The organism is Enterobacter cloacae complex sp. IR53030 (genome assembly GCF_049238365.1).
Lineage (GTDB): Bacteria > Pseudomonadota > Gammaproteobacteria > Enterobacterales > Enterobacteriaceae > Enterobacter > Enterobacter kobei.
In genome coordinates this window covers 128,216-148,799 of the sequence record NZ_JBMKHA010000012.1, presented here as the reverse complement: position 1 = coordinate 148,799, position 20,584 = coordinate 128,216, and the positions used below count along the sequence as shown (strand labels likewise).

Sequence of the window (20,584 nt, the reverse complement as noted above, 5' to 3'; positions counted from 1 at the left end):
GTGCAACGCGGCTTTCGCTCACCGTTGCGAGGTGGCGTATATTACGCTTTCCTCTTTCAGAGTCAACCCGTGATTTCAGGATTTTTTCTCTTCAACCGACCGGGTTGTCTGTGACGTGATTCACATCTGCCGTGTCGATGGAGGCGCATTATAGGGAGCTGCCGAGGAATGACAAGTGGAAATATGCATTTTTATTTCGACCGCTCACCTTTTCACCAGAACGGCTATTTTTGGTGCTTTTTAATCTCTTTTGGCAGATCGGCCAGGCTATTAATCACCCAATCCGCGGCATTTTCAGCTTCTGGCGTAACAGGCTTACCCGTGCGCACTAATATTTTGGTCCCCACACCTGCAGCTGCAGCTGCCTGCATATCTTCCAGTTTATCGCCCACCATATAAGAAGCGGCCATATCGATGTGCAGAAACTCTTGCGCGGAGATAAACATTCCCGGATGCGGTTTACGGCAATCACAGGTCTGGCGATACGCTTCTACGGTTCCCTGAGGGTGGTGTGGGCAATAATAAATGCCATCAAGATCGACCCCGCGATCCGCCAGCGACCAGTCCATCCATTCTGTCAGCGTCTCGAATTGCGCTTCGGTGAATTTACCGCGCGCAATACCAGACTGGTTCGTTACGACCACCAGCGCGTAGCCCATCTCTTTCAGCTGGCGCATTGCCTCTATAACGCCTTCGATAAATTCGAACTCATCAATCTCATGGACATAACCGTGATCCACATTAATAGTGCCATCACGATCGAGAAAAATTGCGGGTACTGATTTTGCCACCGGTTTGCTCCTGAAAAAGGCCTGTTGAGCTAGTATCTCATGAAACGCAGCGCAATAAAGTGCTCATCGTACAGAGTTGGATTGATTTAGACGTCTGGATGCCTTAACATCCGTTTTGTTTACGGTCATCACCCGTATCTGGCAGAACAAAATGCCACGGCTAACTTACATACGATAAAAATAATCTAATGATTAAACTTTCCAATATCACCAAAGTGTTCCAGCAGGGGAACCGAACCATTCAGGCGCTGAACAATGTCAGCCTGCATGTTCCTGCTGGTCAAATTTATGGCGTCATTGGCGCATCGGGTGCAGGTAAAAGCACGCTGATCCGTTGTGTTAACCTGCTTGAGCGCCCAACCCAGGGTAACGTAGAAGTTGGCGGCCAGGAACTTACCGCTCTTTCAGAGAAAGAACTCACCAAAGCGCGTCGTCAGATTGGCATGATCTTCCAGCACTTCAACCTGCTGGCTTCCCGCACCGTTTTCGGCAACGTCGCCTTGCCGCTGGAGCTGGACAACACACCGAAAGAAGAAGTGAAGCGTCGCGTTACCGAACTGCTCGACCTCGTGGGTCTGGGTGACAAACATGACAGCTACCCGGCAAATCTGTCTGGTGGTCAAAAGCAGCGTGTGGCGATTGCCCGCGCACTGGCTAGCAATCCTAAGGTATTGCTGTGTGATGAAGCGACCAGCGCACTGGATCCGGCTACCACGCGTTCTATTCTGGAACTGCTGAAAGACATTAACCATCGCCTCGGCCTGACGATCCTCCTTATTACGCACGAGATGGATGTGGTGAAACGCATCTGCGACTGCGTGGCGGTCATTAGCAACGGTGAACTGATTGAGCAGGATACCGTCAGCGAAGTGTTCTCCCATCCGAAGACCCCACTGGCGCAGCAGTTCATTCAGTCGACGCTGCACCTGGATATTCCGGAAGATTATCTGGAGCGTTTGAAAACTGAACCCGCGGCAGACAGTGTCCCAATGCTGCGCATGGAGTTCACCGGTCAGTCCGTTGATGCCCCTCTGCTTTCCGAAACCGCGCGTCGCTTTAACGTGAACAACAACATTATCAGCGCCCAGATGGATTACGCCGGTGGCGTGAAGTTCGGCATCATGCTGACGGAAATGCACGGCACACAAGAAGAAACCCAGGCGGCAATCGCCTGGCTGCAAGAACACCACGTAAAAGTAGAGGTACTGGGTTATGTCTGAGCCGATGATGTGGCTGCTGGTTCGCGGCGTTTGGGAAACGCTGGCAATGACCTTCGTATCGGGTTTCTTTGGTTTTGTGATTGGCCTGCCGGTCGGCGTACTGCTGTATGTCACGCGTCCGGGTCAAATCATTGAGAACGCGAAGCTCTACCGTACGCTCTCTGCGCTGGTAAACATCTTCCGTTCCATTCCGTTCATTATTCTGCTGGTGTGGATGATTCCATTTACCCGCGTGATCGTTGGTACGTCAATCGGTCTGCAGGCGGCCATTGTTCCGTTGACGGTAGGCGCTGCGCCGTTTATCGCCCGTATGGTGGAAAACGCCCTGCTGGAGATCCCAACGGGATTGATCGAGGCCTCTCGTGCGATGGGCGCAACACCTATGCAGATCGTCCGCAAGGTACTACTGCCTGAAGCACTGCCAGGCCTGGTGAACGCGGCGACGATTACGCTTATTACTCTGGTGGGGTATTCCGCTATGGGCGGTGCCGTAGGTGCCGGCGGTTTAGGCCAGATTGGCTACCAGTACGGCTATATTGGTTATAACGCTACCGTAATGAATACCGTTCTGGTATTGCTGGTTGTGCTGGTTTACTTAATCCAGTTCTCTGGCGATCGCATCGTCCGGGCTGTTACTCACAAATAACGTTACACACAACACAAACTCGACGAGTTAAGGATAAAACATGGCGTTTAAATTAAAGACCTTTGCAGCAGTAGGCGCGCTTATTGGCTCTCTGGCACTGGTGGGTTGCGGTCAGGACGAAAAAGATCCAAACCACATCAAAGTGGGCGTTATCGTAGGTGCAGAACAGCAGGTTGCTGAAGTTGCCCAGAAAGTGGCGAAAGAGAAATACGGCCTGGACGTTGAGCTGGTGACCTTCAACGATTACGTTCTGCCAAACGAAGCGCTGAGCAAAGGCGATATCGACGCTAACGCCTTCCAGCATAAGCCTTACCTGGATCAGCAGATCAAAGATCGTGGCTATAAACTGGTGGGTGTCGGTAACACCTTCGTTTATCCGATTGCCGGTTACTCCAAGAAGATTAAATCACTGGATGAACTGCAGCCGGGCTCTCAGGTTGCGGTGCCTAACGACCCAACCAACCTTGGTCGTTCCCTGCTGCTGCTGCAGAAAGTGGGCCTGATCAAACTGAAAGATGGTGTTGGCCTGCTGCCAACCGTTCTGGATGTCACCGAGAACCCGAAAAATCTGAAAATTGTTGAACTGGAAGCCCCACAGCTGCCACGTTCTCTGGACGATGCGCAGATTGCTCTGGCCGTTATCAACACCACTTACGCCAGCCAGATTGGCCTGACGCCAGCGAAAGACGGTATCTTCGTTGAAGATAAAGACTCCCCGTACGTTAACCTGATCGTGACTCGCGAAGACAACAAAGACGCGGAAAACGTGAAGAAGTTCGTACAGGCTTATCAGTCTGACGAAGTTTACCAGGAAGCCAACAAAGTGTTTAACGGCGGCGCGGTTAAAGGCTGGTAATCTCACCTCAGTGTAATATCATCAGGACGGGCTTATGCCCGTCTTGTCATTTGTGCAGTCAACTGATTCAATATCTGACGTTTTGATTATCCATTGAGGAATTATTATGCGTGCTTTACCGATCTGTCTTTTAGCACTCATGCTGAGCGGCTGTTCTATGCTAAGCAGATCTCCTGTTGAACCTGTTCAAAGCACGGCAACCCCGCCAAAAACAGAGCCTGCGAAACCGAAAGTGGTTCGCCCTGCGCCGGTTCGCATTATCACGAAAGCTGACGAACTCGTCGGTAAACCGTTCCGTGAACTGGGTGAAGTAAGCGGTGAATCCTGTCAGGCAACCAATCAGGACTCTCCGCCGAATATCCCGACAGCGCGTAAACGCATGCAGATTAACGCTGCCAAAATGAAAGCCAACGCGGTTCTGCTGCACAGCTGTGAAGTCACCAGCGGCACGCCGGGCTGCTATCGTCAGGCGGTTTGCATCGGTTCTGCGCTTAACATTACGGCGAAATGAGTGCATTTCAGTTTGAGCAGATAGGCGTTATCCACTCTCCCTATAAAGAGAAGTTCGCCGTGCCTCGCCAGCCGGGTCTGGTGACCAGCTGCGGGGGCGAACTTCATCTTCTGGCGCCTTACAACCAGGCCGATGCGGTACGCGGGCTTGAGGCATTTAGCCATTTATGGGTGGTATTTGTCTTTCATCAGACGATGGAAGGCGGCTGGCGACCAACCGTGCGCCCTCCTCGTCTGGGTGGAAATGCGCGAATGGGCGTATTTGCGACTCGCTCGACCTTCCGTCCAAACCCGATCGGGATGTCGCTGGTTGAACTGAAAGGCATACGTTGTCAGAAAGATCGGGTGATACTGGAATTAGGCAGTCTGGACCTGGTGGACGGCACGCCGGTTATCGACATCAAACCCTATTTGCCCTTCGCGGAAGCGCTCCCGGACGCGCGCGCAAGTTATGCTCAGGATGCACCGCAGGCTGATATGCCTGTCTCTTTTACCCCTGAGATCGCCTCGCAGCTTAGCCAGATGGAGAAGCGCTATCCTCGTTTGCGGAATTTCATCACCGAAGTGCTGGCACAGGACCCCCGTCCAGCCTACCGTAAAGAAGAGGAAGCAGGAAAAACATACGCCGTCTGGCTGCTGGATTTTAACGTGCGCTGGCGCGTCACCGGGGCAGGTTTTGAAGTGTTTGCCCTTGAACCCAGGTAATTTTGTTCTCCTCTCTTTTGGCATCTTTGCCACACTGGTAAACTAAACCACTTTTTTTGTGTCAGGCTGGTGTTTCAGCCTGTTCCAATCGTCGAAATGGAACCGTAACAACATGCGTACTAGCCAATATCTGCTCTCCACTCTGAAGGAGACGCCTGCCGACGCCGAAGTGATCAGCCATCAGCTGATGCTGCGCGCCGGGATGATCCGCAAGCTGGCCTCCGGGTTATATACCTGGCTGCCGACCGGCGTGCGCGTCCTGAAAAAAGTCGAAAACATCGTGCGTGAAGAGATGAACAACGCCGGTGCTATCGAGGTGTCCATGCCTGTGGTGCAGCCCGCTGACCTGTGGCAGGAGAGCGGCCGTTGGGAACAATATGGCCCAGAGCTGCTGCGCTTCGTCGATCGCGGCGAGCGTCCATTCGTTCTCGGCCCAACGCATGAAGAGGTCATTACCGACCTGATCCGTAACGAGCTGAGCTCTTACAAACAGCTGCCGCTGAACTTCTTCCAGATTCAGACCAAGTTCCGTGATGAAGTTCGTCCTCGTTTCGGGGTGATGCGCTCCCGCGAATTCCTGATGAAAGATGCTTACTCTTTCCATACCTCTCAGGAATCGCTGCAAGAGACCTACGACAAAATGTACGAGGCATACAGCAAAATCTTCTCCCGCATGGGTCTGGATTTCCGCGCTGTGCAGGCTGATACCGGCTCCATCGGTGGTAGCGCATCCCATGAATTCCAGGTACTGGCGCAGAGCGGTGAAGACGATGTGATCTTCTCGGACTCTTCAGATTACGCCGCGAACATCGAATTTGCAGAAGCGCTGGCACCAAAAGAACCACGCGGCGCTGCAACGCAGGAGATGACGCTGGTTGATACGCCAAACGCGAAAACCATTGCTGAGCTGGTTGAGCAGTTTGGTCTGCCGATTGAAAAAACCGTCAAAACGCTGCTGGTGAAATCTACCGAAGGCAGCGCTTACCCGCTGGTTGCACTGCTGGTGCGTGGCGATCACGAGCTGAACGAAGTGAAAGCAGAGAAGCTGCCGCAGGTCGCGAGCCCGCTGACGTTTGCAACAGAAGCGGAAATCCGTGCCGTGGTCAATGCAGGTCCTGGCTCTCTCGGCCCGGTTAATATGCCGGTTCCGGTTGTTATTGACCGCACAGTTGCTGCGATGAGCGACTTCTCCGCCGGTGCTAACATCGACGGTAAACACTACTTCGGTATTAACTGGGATCGCGACGTGGCGACGCCTGAAGTGGCAGACATCCGTAACGTGGTCGCAGGCGATCCAAGTCCAGACGGTCAGGGCACCCTGATGATTAAGCGCGGTATCGAAGTCGGTCACATCTTCCAGCTGGGTGACAAATACTCTCGCGCACTGAACGCCGCCGTTCAGGGTGAAGATGGCCGTAACCAGATCCTGACCATGGGCTGCTACGGTATCGGGGTCACTCGTGTGGTCGCGGCGGCCATTGAACAGAACTACGACGAGCGCGGCATCGTCTGGCCGGACAATATCGCTCCGTTCCAGGTTGCGATTCTGCCAATGAACATGCACAAATCCTACCGTGTGCAGGAGCTGGCTGAGAAACTGTACGCCGAGCTGCGTGCTCAGGGTATCGAAGTGCTGATGGATGACCGTAAAGAGCGTCCGGGCGTGATGTTCGCCGATATGGAACTGATTGGTATTCCACACACGGTGGTCATCGGTGACCGTAACCTCGACAGCGATGAGATCGAATACAAATACCGTCGTAGCGGCGAGAAACAGATGATCAAGACAGGCGATATTCTTGATTACCTGGTGAAAGCCATCAAAGGCTAAACAAAAAACCCCGCTCAGGCGGGGTTTTTTAATGGATAATCGTCAGCTTATTGACTGTTACAGTCTTTGCCTGCGATAAATTTCGCCTCTTTATCCACCACCAGCGTTTTCACGCTCTCTCCGCTATCCGGGTTTGGCTCCAGCGTAAAGTGACCATCTACGGTCAGCAATACCGGCTTGCTGTCATTGCCACGCGCCACGGCGTAATCACGTTCAAGCTGCGCATTGTTCGCCACGCTGACTTTCTTACCCGTTGCACAGTCAGTAAAGATCGCCGCATCCGCCATATAGAAATACATACCCCGCATTGGCATCGGCGTAGCAGGCAGGGCCGCTTTCACCGGCGCAAGCGTATAGTTGAACTGGGATTCAATCGGGTTGCCCTCGCGGTCGAGCATCTCCATCCCCTCACCTTTGGCGCGGAAATACGTTTTCTCACCCGTGGTATCCGTCAGGACCAGCTTTTCCGCCGTACGCGCCCAGGTTCCGTAGGTCGCAAACGAAGAGGGTTCTTTAGCGCCCTGATAACGCTGGTTCATAACCCAGGTGCCGTCTTTTTGCAGGAACAGGGACGTTTCGATGCCTTCACAGTCTGCACAAGGCAATACGCCGCGCCAGCTCTGCTGCATAGGCTTTAACGCTTCATTCTGCGAGGGCTGCAAAACCTGCGTTTCAGAACGGTTGTTACACCCGAAAAGCGCAAACAGCGTACTCACTGCCAGCGCTGAAAATAATGCTTTTTTCACAATGAATTCCTTATGAAAAGTGTGTTCCCTTTCGTCACTCCATCGGGCGACGAACTTTACCGCGTAGTGCTTTCACTGTGGATTTTTGGGCTTTCGAGGACAACCGACGCTCTTTCGATGCGCGGGTTGGCCGCGTTGCCCGGCGGCTTTTTTGTACTGCTGTTAATTCTTTAATAACGGCCACCAGCCTGGCTATCGCCGCTTCCCGGTTTAACTCCTGGCTGCGGTACTCCTGGGCTTTAATCACAATCACACCTTCGCTGGTGATCAGATGATGGCTGGCAGCAAGCAGACTCTCTTTATAATACTCTGGCAGGCTTGATGCCCGAATGTCAAAACGCAAATGGATCGCCGTTGACGCCTTATTGACGTGCTGTCCACCCGCCCCCTGAGCACGGATGGCGGTGATCTCCAGCTCATTATCAGGGATGCTGACGTTTCGGGACAAAACAATCATGACGCAGGCTGCCAGGCCGCCAGACGAATTTCCAGATTATTCTGAGAATCAGAGAGCCAGATGGCGCCGTCCTGAATGGTTGCCTGCAGCACCATCGTCCGGCCGGCAAACTCACTGAGCTGCGCCAGCTGTTCATCATCCAGATACCAGACGGTGAGATTTTTATACTGCGCACATTTATTCTTGTTTTGTTGCCACCAGATCTCCGCCGCGCGCTGGTTATAGGCGAATAACGCCACTTCAGCGGACTGGGTACAGGCCTTTTTAATCCGACGCTCGTCCGGCAGACCGAGCTCGATCCACAGGTCGATGCCCAGGTGATCGTTTCGCAGCCAGGCTTCTGGCTCGTCCTCTGCGCTTAAGCCGCGGGTAAACTGCAGCCGCTCGTTGGCGTATTTAATCCACGCCAGCAGGCGCAGCATCATACGCTCCTGGGTTTCGGAGGGGTGGCGCGCCAGCGTCAGCGACGCATCCAGAAACTGGTTGCGATCAAGATCGGCCACATTGACCACTGCTTTATAAATTGTCGCTTTAAGCGCCATGAGAGAACTCCATTCGAATCAGGGGCACATTGTAGCGAAAACAGAGGCAAAAGGCTGTCACGCGGTGATAAACCACACCTGTCAAGGCGCTGATATTGCTTAAATGAGTATGGTATAGTCACCTTGCTAAACCGAGTTTATCTTCGTAGGCTTAATGATATCTCACAGTAAGTCAGTGCGCTGGCGGGAGGGGATGTGAATAATTATTGTGAGTTAATTCGCAAACGGTATGCGGAAATCGCCAGCGGAGATCTGGGGTATGTCCCGGACGCGTTGGGCTGTGTATTGAAAGTGCTTAATGAAGTGGCCTCTGATGAGAGCCTTTCAGAGTCGGTCAGGGAAAAAGCAGCGTACGCTGCGGCGAATTTACTGGTGAGCGATTATGTCGATGAATGATACTTATCAACCCATCAATTGTGATGACTATGACAACCTCGAACTCGCCTGCCAGCATCATTTAATACTGACGCTGGAGCTAAAAGATGGCGAAGTATTGAAGGCAAAAGCCAGCGATCTGGTTTCACGTAAGAACGTGGAATATCTGGTTGTTGAAGACGGCAGTGCAACGCGTGAGCTACGTCTGGATAAAATAGCCAGCTTCAGCCACCCGCAAATCGGCACCGTCGTGGTGAGCGAATCCTGATGACACTTACGGGCAGCCTGGCTGCCCGTTACATTTTCTGCCAATCAAAACTGACCCCTTCTTCTGACCATCCCTCTTCCGTGATGAAAACCCCGGCAGCAGCCATCAACGTTTCACCGTAAAACAGCAGTGGCGTGGTATCACGTCGCCACGGCGGCACGCTGCACTCCTGCCATATCTTCTTAAGCTTCCGTCCCCCGTTGCGCCCGACAATATGCAGCAAACCACCAGCCTTGAAGCGTACGGTTACCGGCTCACCAGGCTTCGGCAGACGCACATGACCGGACGGGCTCAAAGAGACGCTCCCTGCATCACAGGGCAATATCAGCGGTACCTCTGGCGACGCCCAGTCGAGTACCACCTCGGTCAGTGAAGGCGTGGATTTGACCCACCAGAGTTTGCCTTTATAGCGCCTGACCTCAAAACCATTCAGATACACGCAGGGGGAAGCATCTTCCCGCGCCTGCGCGACTTCGTCCCAGATCCGGCTCAGCATCGCCCGCGACGGCATCGCTGCATGATGAGTAGCCAGCCAGCGGCGTAACAGTGCGGCGCGACGCACCGGGCTCATCGCCTCCAGGGGCGCTATCGCCAGTGCTCCGTCTCCAGAAATCAGGTCAGCCAGATCCGCACTCAACAGTTCATCCAGCAACAATTCCTGTTCAGCACAAAGCATGGCGCTTCTCGCTGTCGCGTCGGCGAAATGCGGCCAGCGCTCGCTCAACAGCGGCAGGATGCGCAGACGCAGGAAATTACGATCGTAACTGTCGTCCTGATTACTCTCGTCTTCTATCCAGTTCAGCTGATATTCCCGCGCCCAGGCTTCCAGCGACGCCCGCGTCTCGCCCAGCAGCGGGCGCAGCAATTGCGTCCCGGCAAACTCAGATCGTGCAGGCATGGCGGACAGCCCCGCCGGTCCGCTTCCCCGCTTAAGCGCCAGCAAAAAAGTTTCGCACTGATCGTCCAGATGCTGAGCCGTGACCAGCGCTTCACCAGGAAGTAATGCCGCGGAAAAAGCGGCATAGCGGGCTTTCCGCGCCTGTGCCTCGATGCCCTTCCCCTCATCAATGAGCGTGACGCGCTCAACGATGAACGGGATCGCCCAGGCCGCACACAAGGCTTCACAGTGCGCCACCCACTCCTCAGCGTGAGGACTTAATCCATGATGGATGTGCATAGCCCGAAGCTGGACGTCAGGCTCCCGGTCGCGCCAGCGTTTCAGGCGATGGAGCAGAACGGTGGAATCCAGGCCACCGCTAAACCCCACCAGCAGCTGGCGGTACGGTGAAACAGCTTGTGCGATAGCGGGTAAGGTCATAGGAAATTACACATAAAAAATGCCCGAACTGAGCGGGCATTATCACACAGGACAAACATTACTGCTGGTAAAGCTCCAGCGGCAAACCGTCCGGGTCGTTAAAAAAGGTAAAACGCTTGTCGGTGAAGGGATCGACACGGATCGGTTCACACGTCACGCCGTGCGCTTCCAGATGTTTTACTGCGTTATCCAGGTCATCAACGCTGAAGGCAAGATGGCGCAGTCCACAGGCTTCCGGGCGCGACGGGCGCGCAGGCGGGAAGGGAAAAGAGAACAGCTCAATCACATATTGCCCGTTTAAAGCGAGATCCCCCTTCCAGGAGTCACGCTCCTCGCGGTAGGCCTCGCTCAACAGCGTAAAGCCAAGAATGTCACAATAGAAGGCCTTACTTTTCGCGTAATCGGTAGCAATGATCGCAATATGGTGAACCGCTTTTAAACCCAGCATAGCTTCTCCTTTTTATGATGCCTGAACGTTACAACCGAGAACCCGCACCTGGCAAGCGGTCACCCTTATTTTAGGACTCGCACCCAGTAAACGCCGTGCTCATCGCGCTTCGCACCATGAATATCCGTCTCGAAACCCGGATAGTGACGCCCCACCGAACAGAGCATCAGCAGAAAATCGAGCACTGCCCGGCTCTCCTCGGTGATCATTTCCCCCGGCATCAGCAGCGGTACACCCGGTGGGTAAGGCAGGATCATATTGGCCGACACGCGCCCGACCAGATTTTCCAGCTCAACGGTTTCTACCTCACCTTTTACCTGCCGCTGCCAGGCCTTGTGAGGCGTCAGCTTCATGTCAGGCAGGACGTCAAACGCCTGAAGCATGAGGCGCGGCAGATCGTGCTGGCGGATCAATCTGTGGATCCCCTGGGCCAGATCCTGAATGCGCATATTGCGGTAGAAGTCAGGATCTTCCGCGTAGAGATCCGGCAGCATGTTCTTCACCCGCAGGTTGAGATCGTAGGCACGCTTAAACTCCATCAGCCCACGCAGCAGACCCATTGCCCGGGTTTTATCGATCCCGATACTGAACAGGAACAACAAATTATAGGGGCCGGTCTTCTCCACTACCACGCCGCGCTCATCAAGGAACTTCGCCACCAGCGCGGCGGGAATACCTTCATCACCCATTACACCCTGCTCGTCCATACCAGGCGTCAGGATCGTCACCTTAACCGGATCGAGGAACATGTGGTCCGCATCGGCATCGCGGAAGCCGTGCCAGCTCTCCCCAGGCGCAACGGGCCAGCACTCGGCCTCGTCGATCTCTTCCGGCTGCCAGATATCAAAGAACCAGCCGTCTGCCTCATCTTTCAGCCGCTGGACCTCTTTACGGAAATGCAGCGCCCGCTCCACCGAGCGGTTTATCAGGCGTTTACCCGGGTTGCCGCGCAGCATCGCCGCCGCGGTTTCGATAGATGCCACCAGCGGATAGCTCGGTGAGGTGGTGGTATGCATCATAAAGGCTTCGTTGAAGGTATCCTCGTCGTACTCGCCTTTGATGTGAATAAGAGACGCCTGGGAAAAGGCGGCCAGCATTTTGTGGGTCGACTGCGTTTCGAAGAACACTTTGCCCGGCACGCGCTCGCCGCTCATCCCGCTCTTACCCGAATAAATCGGGTGAAAATTGGTATAAGGCACCCACGCAGAATCGAAGTGGATCGACGGCACGTCCAGCGTCTGCTTGATCCAGTTGGTGTTGTATAACAGGCCGTCATAGGTGGAATTGGTGATCACCGCATGAACAGGCCAGCTTGCGCCAGGGATCGCCGCAACTTTCTTTTCAATGGTTTGATGCGTGAACTCCCGGCGTGGAATGCCGCCGAGAATCCCCAGCGCGTTACGCGTAGGGGATAACCAGAGCGGCACCACGTCGCTCATCATCAGCAGGTGCGCCAGCGATTTATGGCAGTTGCGGTCAATCAGCAGCGTGCTGCCCGCAGGCGCAGCGTACATCCCGACGATTTTGTTCGAGGTCGAGGTGCCGTTGGTCACCATATAGCTCTGCTCAGCGCCAAAGGTGCGGGCAATATACTCCTCGGCCTCCAGATGCGGGCCGGTATGATCCAGCAAAGAGCCCAGTTCCGTGACCGAAATTGACACGTCCGCTTTCAGCGTGTTGCCCCCGAAAAAATCATAGAACAGACAGCCTACCGGGCTTTTTTGATAGGCTGTTCCGGCCATATGCCCTGGCGTGCAGAAGGTGTATTTCCCCTCTTTCACATAGGTAAAAAGCGCGCGGGTAAAGGGCGGCGTAATGTTATCGAGGTATTCACCCGTGTACTGCTGAATGCGGGTCGCGATATCTTCCGCCACGCCGAGAGAATATTCAAAGAACCACAGCGCCATCCGCATATCATGCGCGCTGACGTCCATGGTCGAGTGGGTATTGATAAACGCATACAGCGGGAGATATTCGTTCAGCTTGTTGATCTCGCTGCACAGCTCCAGATCGTATTCGTCCCAGTCGAAGATCACGCCACAGATTCGCGGGTTATGCTCAATAAACTTCAGCAGGTCGGCGCTGTTGTGCGGCCAGATGAGCTGATACCCGCGCGACTGAAGGGCTTGCTCCAGCTCCTTGATGGGCTCGTCTTTATAAAAGACGCCGTGCGGCCCCATAATGGCAATGATGTTCACGGTCTACCTCCTTGAAAAACATTAGCTAAGCATAGTTAAGGTAAACGGCGGGTATAAAAAAAGCCGCAACATTGTGCGGCTTTTCAGATAATTGTGAAGCTTACGCGTAGCCGTAAGTCATCAGACGCTGATAACGACGGTTGAGCAGGTCTTCTTTGCTCAGGACGTCCAGATCGGCCAGGTCAGCCAGCAGCTGGGCTTTCAGGGAAGCAGCCATCACTTCCGGCTTACGATGCGCGCCACCCAGCGGTTCCGGGATCACGGTATCGATCAGCTTCAGCTCTTTCAGACGTGGGGCAATGATGCCCATCGCTTCTGCGGCCAGCGGCGCTTTATCAGCGCTTTTCCACAGAATGGACGCACAACCTTCCGGAGAGATAACGGAATAGGTGCTGTACTGCAGCATATTCACTTTATCGCCCACGCCAATGGCCAGCGCACCACCTGAACCACCTTCACCGATGACGGTACAGATGACCGGCACCTTCAGGCGGGACATCTCGCGCAGGTTACGGGCGATGGCTTCAGACTGACCGCGCTCTTCCGCGCCCACGCCAGGGTATGCACCCGGGGTGTCGATGAAGGTGATGATTGGCATGTTGAAACGCTCAGCCATCTCCATCAGACGCAGGGCCTTGCGGTAGCCTTCTGGTGCAGGCATACCGAAGTTACGACGGATTTTCTCTTTGGTTTCACGCCCTTTCTGATGACCAATGATCATCACCGGGCGTCCGTCCAGACGCGCGATACCGCCGACGATAGCTTTGTCGTCAGCGTATGCGCGATCGCCTGCCAGTTCGTCAAATTCGTCAAACGCCAGGCGGACATAATCCAGGGTGTACGGACGCTGTGGATGACGCGCCAGCTGGGCGATCTGCCATGCACCGAGATCGGCAAAGATTTTGCGCGTCAGCTCTACGCTTTTTTCACGCAGACGATGCACTTCTTCGTCGATGTTAATATCCAGTTTTTCATCCTGACGGCTTACCGCTGTCAGAGAATCGATTTTCGCTTCCAGCTCAGCAATCGGCTGTTCGAAATCAAGGAAATTCAGACTCATAGTATTCCTGTATTAGTCAAACTCCAGTTCCACCTGCTCCGAACCAATGAGGCCACGGAGATCGTTCAGTAAACGATCGCTCGGAGAGACACGCCACGTTGCACCAAAGCGCAACCGCGCACGTGCATCCGCCCTCTGATAGTAGAGATGTACTGGAATTGTCCCCGAGCGGTGGGGTTCCAGAGACTGACGGAGTCGGTTTAAAAGCTGGTCATCAATTTGCCTGTCCGTCAGCGAGATAGCAAGCCCGCGAGCATATTTTTCCCGGGCTTCGTCAATGTCCATCACTTCGCGGGCGGTCATTTTAAGCCCCCCGCTGAAGTCATCAAAGCTGACCTGTCCGCTGACGATAAGTATGCGGTCTTTTTCCAGCAATTGCTGGTATTTATCCAGCGCGTCGGTGAACAACATCACCTCCAGACGCCCGGAACGGTCATCCAACGTACAGATGCCGATACGATTGCCGCGCTTGGTGACCATAACCCTTGCAGCAATCACGAGCCCCGCAGCCGTGGTAATTTTACCACGTTCTGTCGGATGCATGTCTTTTAGCCTGTGGCCGCCGACATAGCGCTCAATTTCTTTGATGTACTGGTTGATCGGGTGACCCGTCAGGTACAAGCCTAACGTTTCACGCTCGCCATCCAGCACGACCTGTTCTGGCCACGGCTGGCAGTTAGAGTACGACTGCTCAATCTGCTCCGGCTCCTCCGCCAGCACACCGAACATATCTGCCTGCCCAATGGCTTCCGCTTTCGCGTGCTGGTCCGCCGCTTTCAGGGCATCGCCGAGGGAGTTCATCAGCGCAGCGCGGTGCGGCCCCAGCCTGTCGAACGCGCCGGACATGATCAGCTTTTCCAGTACGCGGCGGTTCAGTTTTTTGGTATCGGTACGGGCGCACAGATCGAACAGCTCGCGGAAATAGCCGCCGTTGTTACGCGCTTCGATGATCGCCTCGATCGGCCCTTCACCCACGCCCTTGATCGCACCGATCCCGTAAACGATCTCCCCGTCGTCGTTGACGTGGAAATGGTAAAGCCCCGAGTTAATATCCGGCGGCAGGATCTTGAGCCCCATGCGCCAGCACTCATCCACCAGGCCAACGACCTTCTCGGTGTTATCCATATCGGCAGTCATTACCGCCGCCATAAATTCAGCAGGATAGTGCGCTTTCAGCCACAGCGTCTGGTATGAGACTAGGGCATAGGCGGCAGAGTGGGATTTGTTAAATCCGTACCCGGCGAATTTCTCCACCAGGTCGAAGATTTTCATCGCCAGCTCGCCGTCAACGCCGTTTTTCTTCGCGCCGTCTTCAAAGATGGAGCGCTGCTTGGCCATCTCTTCCGGTTTTTTCTTCCCCATCGCACGACGCAGCATGTCCGCGCCGCCGAGGGTATAACCAGAAAGCACCTGAGCAATCTGCATGACCTGTTCCTGGTACAGGATGATGCCGTAGGTCGGCTCCAGTACCGGTTTCAGGCTTTCATGCTGCCACTGCACGTCCGGGTAGGAAATCTCTTCGCGACCGTGCTTACGGTCGATAAAGTTATCTACCATCCCCGACTGCAGCGGCCCCGGGCGGAACAGCGCCACCAGTGCGATCATATCTTCGAAGCAGTCAGGCTGCAGGCGCTTGATCAGGTCTTTCATGCCGCGGGATTCAAGCTGGAAGACCGCGGTGGTCTCCGAGCGCTGCAGCATGTCGAAACTTTTCTTGTCATCCAGCGGGATGGCAGCAATGTCTATCGGTTCAAGGCCCTGCTTTTCCCGGCGCGGGTTGATCATCTTCAGTGCCCAGTCGATGATCGTCAGCGTACGCAGGCCGAGGAAGTCAAACTTCACCAGCCCGGCGTATTCCACGTCGTTCTTATCAAACTGAGTGACTGGATGCTCACCCGCTTCATCGCAGTAGAGCGGCGCGAAGTCGGTAATTTTGGTCGGAGCAATAACCACGCCACCCGCATGCTTACCGGCGTTACGCGTGACGCCTTCCAGCTTGCGCGCCATGTCGATCAGGGCTTTGACTTCTTCGTCAGCTTCGTAGATTTCCGGCAGCTGAGGTTCGGCTTCAAACGCTTTTGCCAGCGTCATGCCCGGATCGGGCGGTACCAGCTTAGAAATACGATCGACGAAACCGTACGGGTGGCCGAGTACACGACCCACGTCGCGGATAACCGCTTTCGCCGCCATGGTACCGAAGGTAATGATCTGCGATACCGCGTCACGGCCATACATGTCCGCTACGTGCTCGATCACCTGATCGCGTTTCTCCATGCAGAAGTCGACGTCGAAGTCGGGCATGGAAACACGTTCCGGGTTGAGGAAACGTTCGAACAGCAGGTCGAATTCCAGCGGATCGAGGTCGGTAATTTTTAATGCATACGCCACCAGCGAGCCCGCACCGGATCCACGGCCCGGACCTACCGGCACCCCGTTATCCTTCGACCACTGAATGAACTCCATAACGATCAGGAAGTAGCCGGGGAAGCCCATCTGGTTGATAACCTGAAGCTCTATATCCAGACGCTCGTCATACTCCGGACGACGTTTTTTACGTTCTTCTTCATCCGGGAAGAGGAATTCGAGACGCTCTTCCAGACCCTCCTTCGATTTCATGACCAGGAAATCTTCCGTCGTCATGTCACCCGTCGGGAACTGCGGCAGGAAGTATTCGCCGAGGCGCACGGTGACGTTACAGCGCTTGGCAATCTCTACGCTGTTTTCCAGCGCTTCAGGGATATCGGAAAAGAGCTCGCACATCTCCTCTTCGCTGCGCATATACTGCTGCGATGAGTAATTACGCGGGCGCTTTGGATCGTCAAGGGTGAAGCCATCATGGATCGCCACACGAATTTCGTGGGCGTCAAAATCGCCGGATTCCAGGAAACGCACATCATTCGTCGCCACCACGGGCAAACCGCGCTCTTCAGCCAGCGCAACAGCGGCGTGCAGATAGCTCTCTTCGTCCTGGCGGCCGGTGCGGATCAATTCCAGATAGTAACGATCCGGGAAATATTCTTCATAAAACGAGACGCACTGATCCACCAGCGCGCTGTTGCCACGCAGCAGGCATTTGCCGACGTCGCCCATGCGGCCACCGGAGATCAGCAGCAGCCCTTCGTTCAGTTCCGCCAGCCAGTCCCGGTCGATCCACGGGCCCAGCGCGCCATAGCCGCGCTGATAGGCTTTCGAAATAAGCAGAGTGAGGTTCTGGTAGCCCGTGTTGTTCATGGCCAGCACGGAAATTTGCGTCAGTTCATCGCCGATGAGATCGCTCTGAACATGAAAATCCGCACCGACGACAGGCTTCATCCCCGCGCCATGTGCCGTTCCGTAGAACTTCACCAGGCCACACAGGTTGGTAAAATCGGTGATCGCCAGCGCAGGCATGCCAAGCGCGGCCGCCTTTTTTACCAGCGGCCCGGTCTTCGCCAGCCCATCGATCATGGAGTAGTCGCTATGCACCCGCAGGTGTACGAAACGTGGTTCAGCCATCTTCAGATTCCGCGTTACTTAATTGCTTGCGTATTGATTCAGGACACCCGTCCCAGCGCGCGTTTCACCGGGCCAAAGCTGCGCCGGTGATGTTCAGTTGCGCCATGTTCAGCCAGCTTTTCCAGATGGAAAGCCGTAGGATACCCCTTGTGCTGGGCGAAGCCATACTGAGGGTAAGTGAGGTCCAGCGCGGCCATTTCAGCGTCGCGTGTCACCTTGGCAATAATAGATGCTGCGCTGATCTCGGCGACACGGCTATCGCCTTTGACGACCGCCATCGAAGGCATCGGCAGTGCCGGGCAGCGGTTGCCGTCAACCAGGACATATTCCGGGGCAATTTTCAGGCCCGCTACCGCGCGCTGCATGGCCAGCATTGTAGCATGCAAAATATTCAACTCGTCGATTTCATGCGGCTCAGCGCGCCCCAGGCTCCAGGCCAGAGCCTTCTCCTGAATCTCACTGAACAGGGCCAGTCGACGTTTTTCGGATAATTTTTTTGAGTCGTTTAGCCCGACGATCGGGCGGGCGGGATCCAGGATCACCGCGGCGGTCACAACAGCCCCCACTAACGGGCCACGACCGACTTCGTCCACCCCTGCCACAAGATGCGTGTGAGGGTATACAAATTCCATCATTTTGCTAACTCCAGCACTGCATCGGCCGCTTGCTCATCTGCATTGCAGCGGATCAGTTGATGCAGTTCACGGAAGGTATCATGCATCTGGTGGCTGGTCTTGCCGTTGGCGAGCAGCGGCAACAGGGCCTCCGCCAGCGCCTGAGGCTGGCACTCATCCTGTAAGAGCTCTTTTACCAGCTCGCGCCCGGCAAGCAGGTTTGGCAGGGAGACATAATCCGTTTTCACCAGACGTTTTGCCAGCCAGAAGGTAAACGGCTTCATACGATAACCGACCACCATCGGGCATTTCGCCAGCATACATTCCAGCGCAGCCGTGCCAGAGGCCAGCAGTGCGGCATCGCTCGCAAACATCGCTTCCCGACCTTTCCCGTCCAGCAGGCGGACGTGAAGATCCGGGGCGACTTCCGCTTTAATGCGTTCGAACTGCTCGCGGCGTTTGGCATTCACCAGCGGCACGACCACTTCAAGATCGGGATACGTCTTGCGAAGAATCTGCGCGGTTTTCAGGAAATCAGCGCTCAGCATCTCCACTTCTGCGCCACGGCTTCCTGGCAGCAATGCCAGACAGTGCACATCATGAGGGATACCGAGCACGTCGCGCGCCGCGTTTTTATCCGGATCCAGCGGCATCGCATCCGCCATGGTATGACCGATAAAACGGCACGGAACATTAAATTTGTCGTAAAACGCTTTTTCGAAAGGCAGAAAAGCCAGCACCAGATTGGTGGACCGTCCAATTTTGAAAACGCGTTTCTGTCGCCACGCCCAAACGGACGGACTGACGTAATGAATGGTTTTGATGCCCTGCTTTTTCAGATTACCTTCGAGGGTAATGTTGAAGTCGGGTGCATCGATACCGACAAACACATCGGGTTTGAGCTCGGTAAAGCGGCGGGTAAGATCGGCACGAATATGCAGCAAGCGTCGCAAACGCCCCAGCACCTCAACAATGCCCATCACGGCCAGCTCTTCCATTTCATACCAGGCTTCACAGCCTTCGGCCTGCATCAGCGGGCCAGCCACGCCAACAAAGCGGGCGTTTGGTACGCGAGCTTTGAGCGCGCGGATGAGACCGGCACCAAGAATATCGCCGGAGGTTTCTCCGGCGACCAGGGCTATCGTAAGCGGACGACTGTCGACCATTAACGAATCAGACCCCTTGTTGAACGGTCAAAGAACTCCATGAACGCGTTCACTTCCGGGAACTTATCCGCCAGTTCGGCAATGTCCGGCTTCGCCTCTTCCAGCGTTTTACCGCTACGGTACAGCAGTTTGTACGCGTTACGGATGGCAGTAATCGCTTCGCGACTAAAACCACGACGCTTGAGGCCTTCGATGTTCACGCCAAACGGCGTGGCATGGTTGCCCTGCGCAATCACATACGGTGGGACGTCCTGCGCCACACCGGAGCAGCCACCGACCATCACGTGTGCACCAATGATGCAGAACTGATGGACTGCGGTCATGCCGCCAATAATTGCGAAGTCATCAACAGATACGTGTCCTGCCAGCGTTGCGTTGTTGGCAAGAATACAGCGATCGCCCACGGTACAGTCATGCGCAATATGCGCATTCACCATAAACAGGTTATCGCTACCCACCTTCGTCAACCCACCACCCTGTACTGTTCCACGATGAATGGTGACGCTTTCGCGAATACGGTTACGATCGCCAATTTCCAGACGGGTCGACTCACCAGCATATTTCAGATCCTGGTTAACTTCGCCGATGGAAGCGAACTGATAGATCTCGTTATTGCTGCCAATGGTCGTATGACCATTCACGACAACGTGAGATTTCAGTACTGTACCCTCACCAATTTCGACATTGGGTCCAACAATACAGAACGGGCCAATGTGAACGTTGGCACCAATGATGGCGCCGGTTTCCACAATAGCAGTAGGATGAATAAAGGCAGATTTATCAATCACGTATCAGGACTCCCGGCTACGAGCACACATCATCGTCGCTTCGCAAACAACTTTGCCGTCAACCAGCGCTACGCCTTTGAAGCGAGTCAGGCCACGACGCGTTTTTTCAAAAGTGACTTCCATGATCATCTGATCACCAGGCACGACAGGACGCTTAAAGCGCGCTTCATCAATACCTGCGAAGTAATAGAGTTCACCTGGCTCCAGTTTACCAACGCTTTTAAACGCCAGAATACCGGTAGCCTGAGCCATCGCTTCCAGAATCAACACACCCGGGAAGATAGGCTTACCCGGGAAGTGTCCCTGGAAGAACGGTTCGTTCACGGAAACATTTTTCACTGCGCGCAGAAAACGACCTTCTTCAAAATCCAGCACACGGTCTACCAGCAAAAACGGGTAGCGGTGCGGCAGAAGTTCTAAAATCTCTTCAATATGCAGAGTATGAGTGTCAGTAGTCAAAATACTCTTCCTGTCAAAATGTACTGATAACAATAATAACACGGCCTGCCGGTTTATTAGAAAGCCGACAGGCCGGGAAAGATAGCGTTAA

21 protein-coding genes are annotated in these 20,584 nt (G+C 54.6%); 8 read left to right on the top strand and 13 right to left on the bottom strand.

The annotated features are described in order from the left end of the window. Positions 1-224: 224 nt before the first annotated feature. Positions 225-791, bottom strand: coding sequence for a D-glycero-beta-D-manno-heptose 1,7-bisphosphate 7-phosphatase (gene gmhB / locus ACOTXR_RS14085; RefSeq protein WP_014882651.1), 567 nt, complete (start codon positions 789-791; stop codon positions 225-227). A gap of 188 nt (positions 792-979) precedes the next feature. Between gmhB and metN the strand changes: the two genes are divergently transcribed. The 6 genes from metN (at position 980) to proS (ending at position 6,559) form a co-directional block, all read left to right on the top strand. After that, complete coding sequence (metN, locus tag ACOTXR_RS14080) at positions 980-2,011, top strand: methionine ABC transporter ATP-binding protein MetN (protein WP_421767045.1); 1,032 nt, start codon at positions 980-982, stop codon at positions 2,009-2,011. Then, positions 2,004-2,657 carry a methionine ABC transporter permease MetI gene (locus tag ACOTXR_RS14075; RefSeq protein WP_003856130.1) on the top strand — a complete coding sequence of 218 codons (654 nt, stop codon included), beginning with the start codon at positions 2,004-2,006 and terminating at the stop codon, positions 2,655-2,657. Before metN ends, ACOTXR_RS14075 begins: the two co-directional genes overlap by 8 nt. Before the next feature lie 40 nt (positions 2,658-2,697). Continuing rightward, the gene (metQ, locus tag ACOTXR_RS14070) at positions 2,698-3,513 is read left to right on the top strand and encodes a methionine ABC transporter substrate-binding lipoprotein MetQ (protein WP_014168729.1); all 816 of its coding nucleotides are present in this window, start codon (positions 2,698-2,700) and stop codon (positions 3,511-3,513) included. 106 nt (positions 3,514-3,619) lie between these two features. Next, entirely contained in the window at positions 3,620-4,024 is a 405-nt protein-coding gene (gene rcsF, locus ACOTXR_RS14065; protein WP_008501883.1) for an Rcs stress response system protein RcsF, read from the top strand. Then, positions 4,021-4,728: a tRNA (N6-threonylcarbamoyladenosine(37)-N6)-methyltransferase TrmO gene (gene tsaA, locus ACOTXR_RS14060; RefSeq protein ID WP_045269222.1), complete on the top strand. Its 708-nt coding sequence runs from the start codon at positions 4,021-4,023 to the stop codon at positions 4,726-4,728. The genes rcsF and tsaA overlap by 4 nt, the downstream gene beginning before the upstream one ends. Before the next feature lie 112 nt (positions 4,729-4,840). After that, positions 4,841-6,559, top strand: a complete 1,719-nt coding sequence (gene proS, locus ACOTXR_RS14055) for a proline--tRNA ligase (RefSeq protein ID WP_023332143.1) — start codon at positions 4,841-4,843, stop codon at positions 6,557-6,559. A 47-nt stretch (positions 6,560-6,606) separates the two neighbouring features. Here the strand turns inward: proS and nlpE are convergent, their stop codons facing one another. The 3 genes from nlpE to ACOTXR_RS14040 are packed head-to-tail and all read right to left on the bottom strand — an operon-like array spanning position 6,607 to position 8,304. Next, positions 6,607-7,305 (bottom strand): envelope stress response activation lipoprotein NlpE, encoded by a 699-nt coding sequence (gene nlpE, locus ACOTXR_RS14050; RefSeq protein WP_023339028.1) that lies wholly within the window; start codon positions 7,303-7,305, stop codon positions 6,607-6,609. Between the two features lie 34 nt (positions 7,306-7,339). After that, positions 7,340-7,762 carry an alternative ribosome rescue aminoacyl-tRNA hydrolase ArfB gene (arfB, locus tag ACOTXR_RS14045; protein ID WP_014882646.1) on the bottom strand — a complete coding sequence of 141 codons (423 nt, stop codon included), beginning with the start codon at positions 7,760-7,762 and terminating at the stop codon, positions 7,340-7,342. After that, entirely contained in the window at positions 7,759-8,304 is a 546-nt protein-coding gene (locus ACOTXR_RS14040) for a YaeQ family protein (protein WP_058690756.1), read from the bottom strand. Before ACOTXR_RS14040 ends, arfB begins: the two co-directional genes overlap by 4 nt. A 195-nt stretch (positions 8,305-8,499) precedes the next feature. On the opposite strand from ACOTXR_RS14040, the gene ACOTXR_RS14035 reads away from it, so the two are divergent. Together ACOTXR_RS14035 and rof are read left to right on the top strand one after the other, a co-directional pair. Beyond that, a complete protein-coding gene (locus ACOTXR_RS14035; protein ID WP_008501889.1) occupies positions 8,500-8,700 on the top strand; it encodes a YaeP family protein in 201 nt (66 codons plus the stop codon). Further along, complete coding sequence (gene rof / locus ACOTXR_RS14030) at positions 8,687-8,947, top strand: Rho-binding antiterminator (RefSeq protein WP_014882644.1); 261 nt, start codon at positions 8,687-8,689, stop codon at positions 8,945-8,947. The genes ACOTXR_RS14035 and rof overlap by 14 nt, the downstream gene beginning before the upstream one ends. Before the next feature lie 28 nt (positions 8,948-8,975). On the opposite strand, the gene tilS is transcribed toward rof, so the two are convergent. The 9 genes from tilS to fabZ all read right to left on the bottom strand — a co-directional run bounded on the left by tilS (position 8,976) and on the right by fabZ (position 20,493). Then, positions 8,976-10,265, bottom strand: a complete 1,290-nt coding sequence (tilS, locus tag ACOTXR_RS14025) for a tRNA lysidine(34) synthetase TilS (RefSeq protein ID WP_421767044.1) — start codon at positions 10,263-10,265, stop codon at positions 8,976-8,978. Between the two features lie 58 nt (positions 10,266-10,323). Next, on the bottom strand, positions 10,324-10,713 hold the full coding sequence (locus ACOTXR_RS14020) for a VOC family protein (protein WP_014882642.1): 390 nt from the start codon (positions 10,711-10,713) through the stop codon (positions 10,324-10,326). Between the two features lie 65 nt (positions 10,714-10,778). Further along, positions 10,779-12,911, bottom strand: a complete 2,133-nt coding sequence (locus ACOTXR_RS14015; RefSeq protein ID WP_050861689.1) for a lysine decarboxylase LdcC — start codon at positions 12,909-12,911, stop codon at positions 10,779-10,781. A gap of 100 nt (positions 12,912-13,011) precedes the next feature. Next, positions 13,012-13,971, bottom strand: coding sequence for an acetyl-CoA carboxylase carboxyl transferase subunit alpha (accA, locus tag ACOTXR_RS14010; RefSeq protein ID WP_013095666.1), 960 nt, complete (start codon positions 13,969-13,971; stop codon positions 13,012-13,014). A gap of 12 nt (positions 13,972-13,983) precedes the next feature. Then, complete coding sequence (dnaE, locus tag ACOTXR_RS14005) at positions 13,984-17,466, bottom strand: DNA polymerase III subunit alpha (RefSeq protein ID WP_023336775.1); 3,483 nt, start codon at positions 17,464-17,466, stop codon at positions 13,984-13,986. 38 nt (positions 17,467-17,504) lie between these two features. After that, positions 17,505-18,101: a ribonuclease HII gene (rnhB, locus tag ACOTXR_RS14000; protein ID WP_023336774.1), complete on the bottom strand. Its 597-nt coding sequence runs from the start codon at positions 18,099-18,101 to the stop codon at positions 17,505-17,507. Beyond that, positions 18,098-19,246 carry a lipid-A-disaccharide synthase gene (lpxB, locus tag ACOTXR_RS13995; protein WP_023332133.1) on the bottom strand — a complete coding sequence of 383 codons (1,149 nt, stop codon included), beginning with the start codon at positions 19,244-19,246 and terminating at the stop codon, positions 18,098-18,100. The genes rnhB and lpxB overlap by 4 nt, the downstream gene beginning before the upstream one ends. Beyond that, positions 19,246-20,034 carry an acyl-ACP--UDP-N-acetylglucosamine O-acyltransferase gene (gene lpxA, locus ACOTXR_RS13990; protein WP_014882637.1) on the bottom strand — a complete coding sequence of 263 codons (789 nt, stop codon included), beginning with the start codon at positions 20,032-20,034 and terminating at the stop codon, positions 19,246-19,248. Before lpxA ends, lpxB begins: the two co-directional genes overlap by 1 nt. Positions 20,035-20,037: 3 nt before the next feature. After that, complete coding sequence (fabZ, locus tag ACOTXR_RS13985; RefSeq protein WP_010426706.1) at positions 20,038-20,493, bottom strand: 3-hydroxyacyl-ACP dehydratase FabZ; 456 nt, start codon at positions 20,491-20,493, stop codon at positions 20,038-20,040. Positions 20,494-20,584 lie beyond the last annotated feature (91 nt).

Coding starts and splice junctions, on each gene's coding strand:
- ACOTXR_RS14075 (WP_003856130.1), top strand. CDS start 2,004: ATGTCTGAGCCGATGATGTGGCTGCTGGTTCGCGGCGTTTGGGAAACG.
- tilS (WP_421767044.1), bottom strand. CDS start 10,265: ATGACCTTACCCGCTATCGCACAAGCTGTTTCACCGTACCGCCAGCTG.
- rcsF (WP_008501883.1), top strand. CDS start 3,620: ATGCGTGCTTTACCGATCTGTCTTTTAGCACTCATGCTGAGCGGCTGT.
- ACOTXR_RS14020 (WP_014882642.1), bottom strand. CDS start 10,713: ATGCTGGGTTTAAAAGCGGTTCACCATATTGCGATCATTGCTACCGAT.
- ACOTXR_RS14040 (WP_058690756.1), bottom strand. CDS start 8,304: ATGGCGCTTAAAGCGACAATTTATAAAGCAGTGGTCAATGTGGCCGAT.
- metN (WP_421767045.1), top strand. CDS start 980: ATGATTAAACTTTCCAATATCACCAAAGTGTTCCAGCAGGGGAACCGA.
- rnhB (WP_023336774.1), bottom strand. CDS start 18,101: ATGATGGAATTTGTATACCCTCACACGCATCTTGTGGCAGGGGTGGAC.
- accA (WP_013095666.1), bottom strand. CDS start 13,971: ATGAGTCTGAATTTCCTTGATTTCGAACAGCCGATTGCTGAGCTGGAA.
- lpxB (WP_023332133.1), bottom strand. CDS start 19,246: ATGGTCGACAGTCGTCCGCTTACGATAGCCCTGGTCGCCGGAGAAACC.
- dnaE (WP_023336775.1), bottom strand. CDS start 17,466: ATGGCTGAACCACGTTTCGTACACCTGCGGGTGCATAGCGACTACTCC.
- arfB (WP_014882646.1), bottom strand. CDS start 7,762: ATGATTGTTTTGTCCCGAAACGTCAGCATCCCTGATAATGAGCTGGAG.
- metQ (WP_014168729.1), top strand. CDS start 2,698: ATGGCGTTTAAATTAAAGACCTTTGCAGCAGTAGGCGCGCTTATTGGC.
- rof (WP_014882644.1), top strand. CDS start 8,687: ATGTCGATGAATGATACTTATCAACCCATCAATTGTGATGACTATGAC.
- proS (WP_023332143.1), top strand. CDS start 4,841: ATGCGTACTAGCCAATATCTGCTCTCCACTCTGAAGGAGACGCCTGCC.
- tsaA (WP_045269222.1), top strand. CDS start 4,021: ATGAGTGCATTTCAGTTTGAGCAGATAGGCGTTATCCACTCTCCCTAT.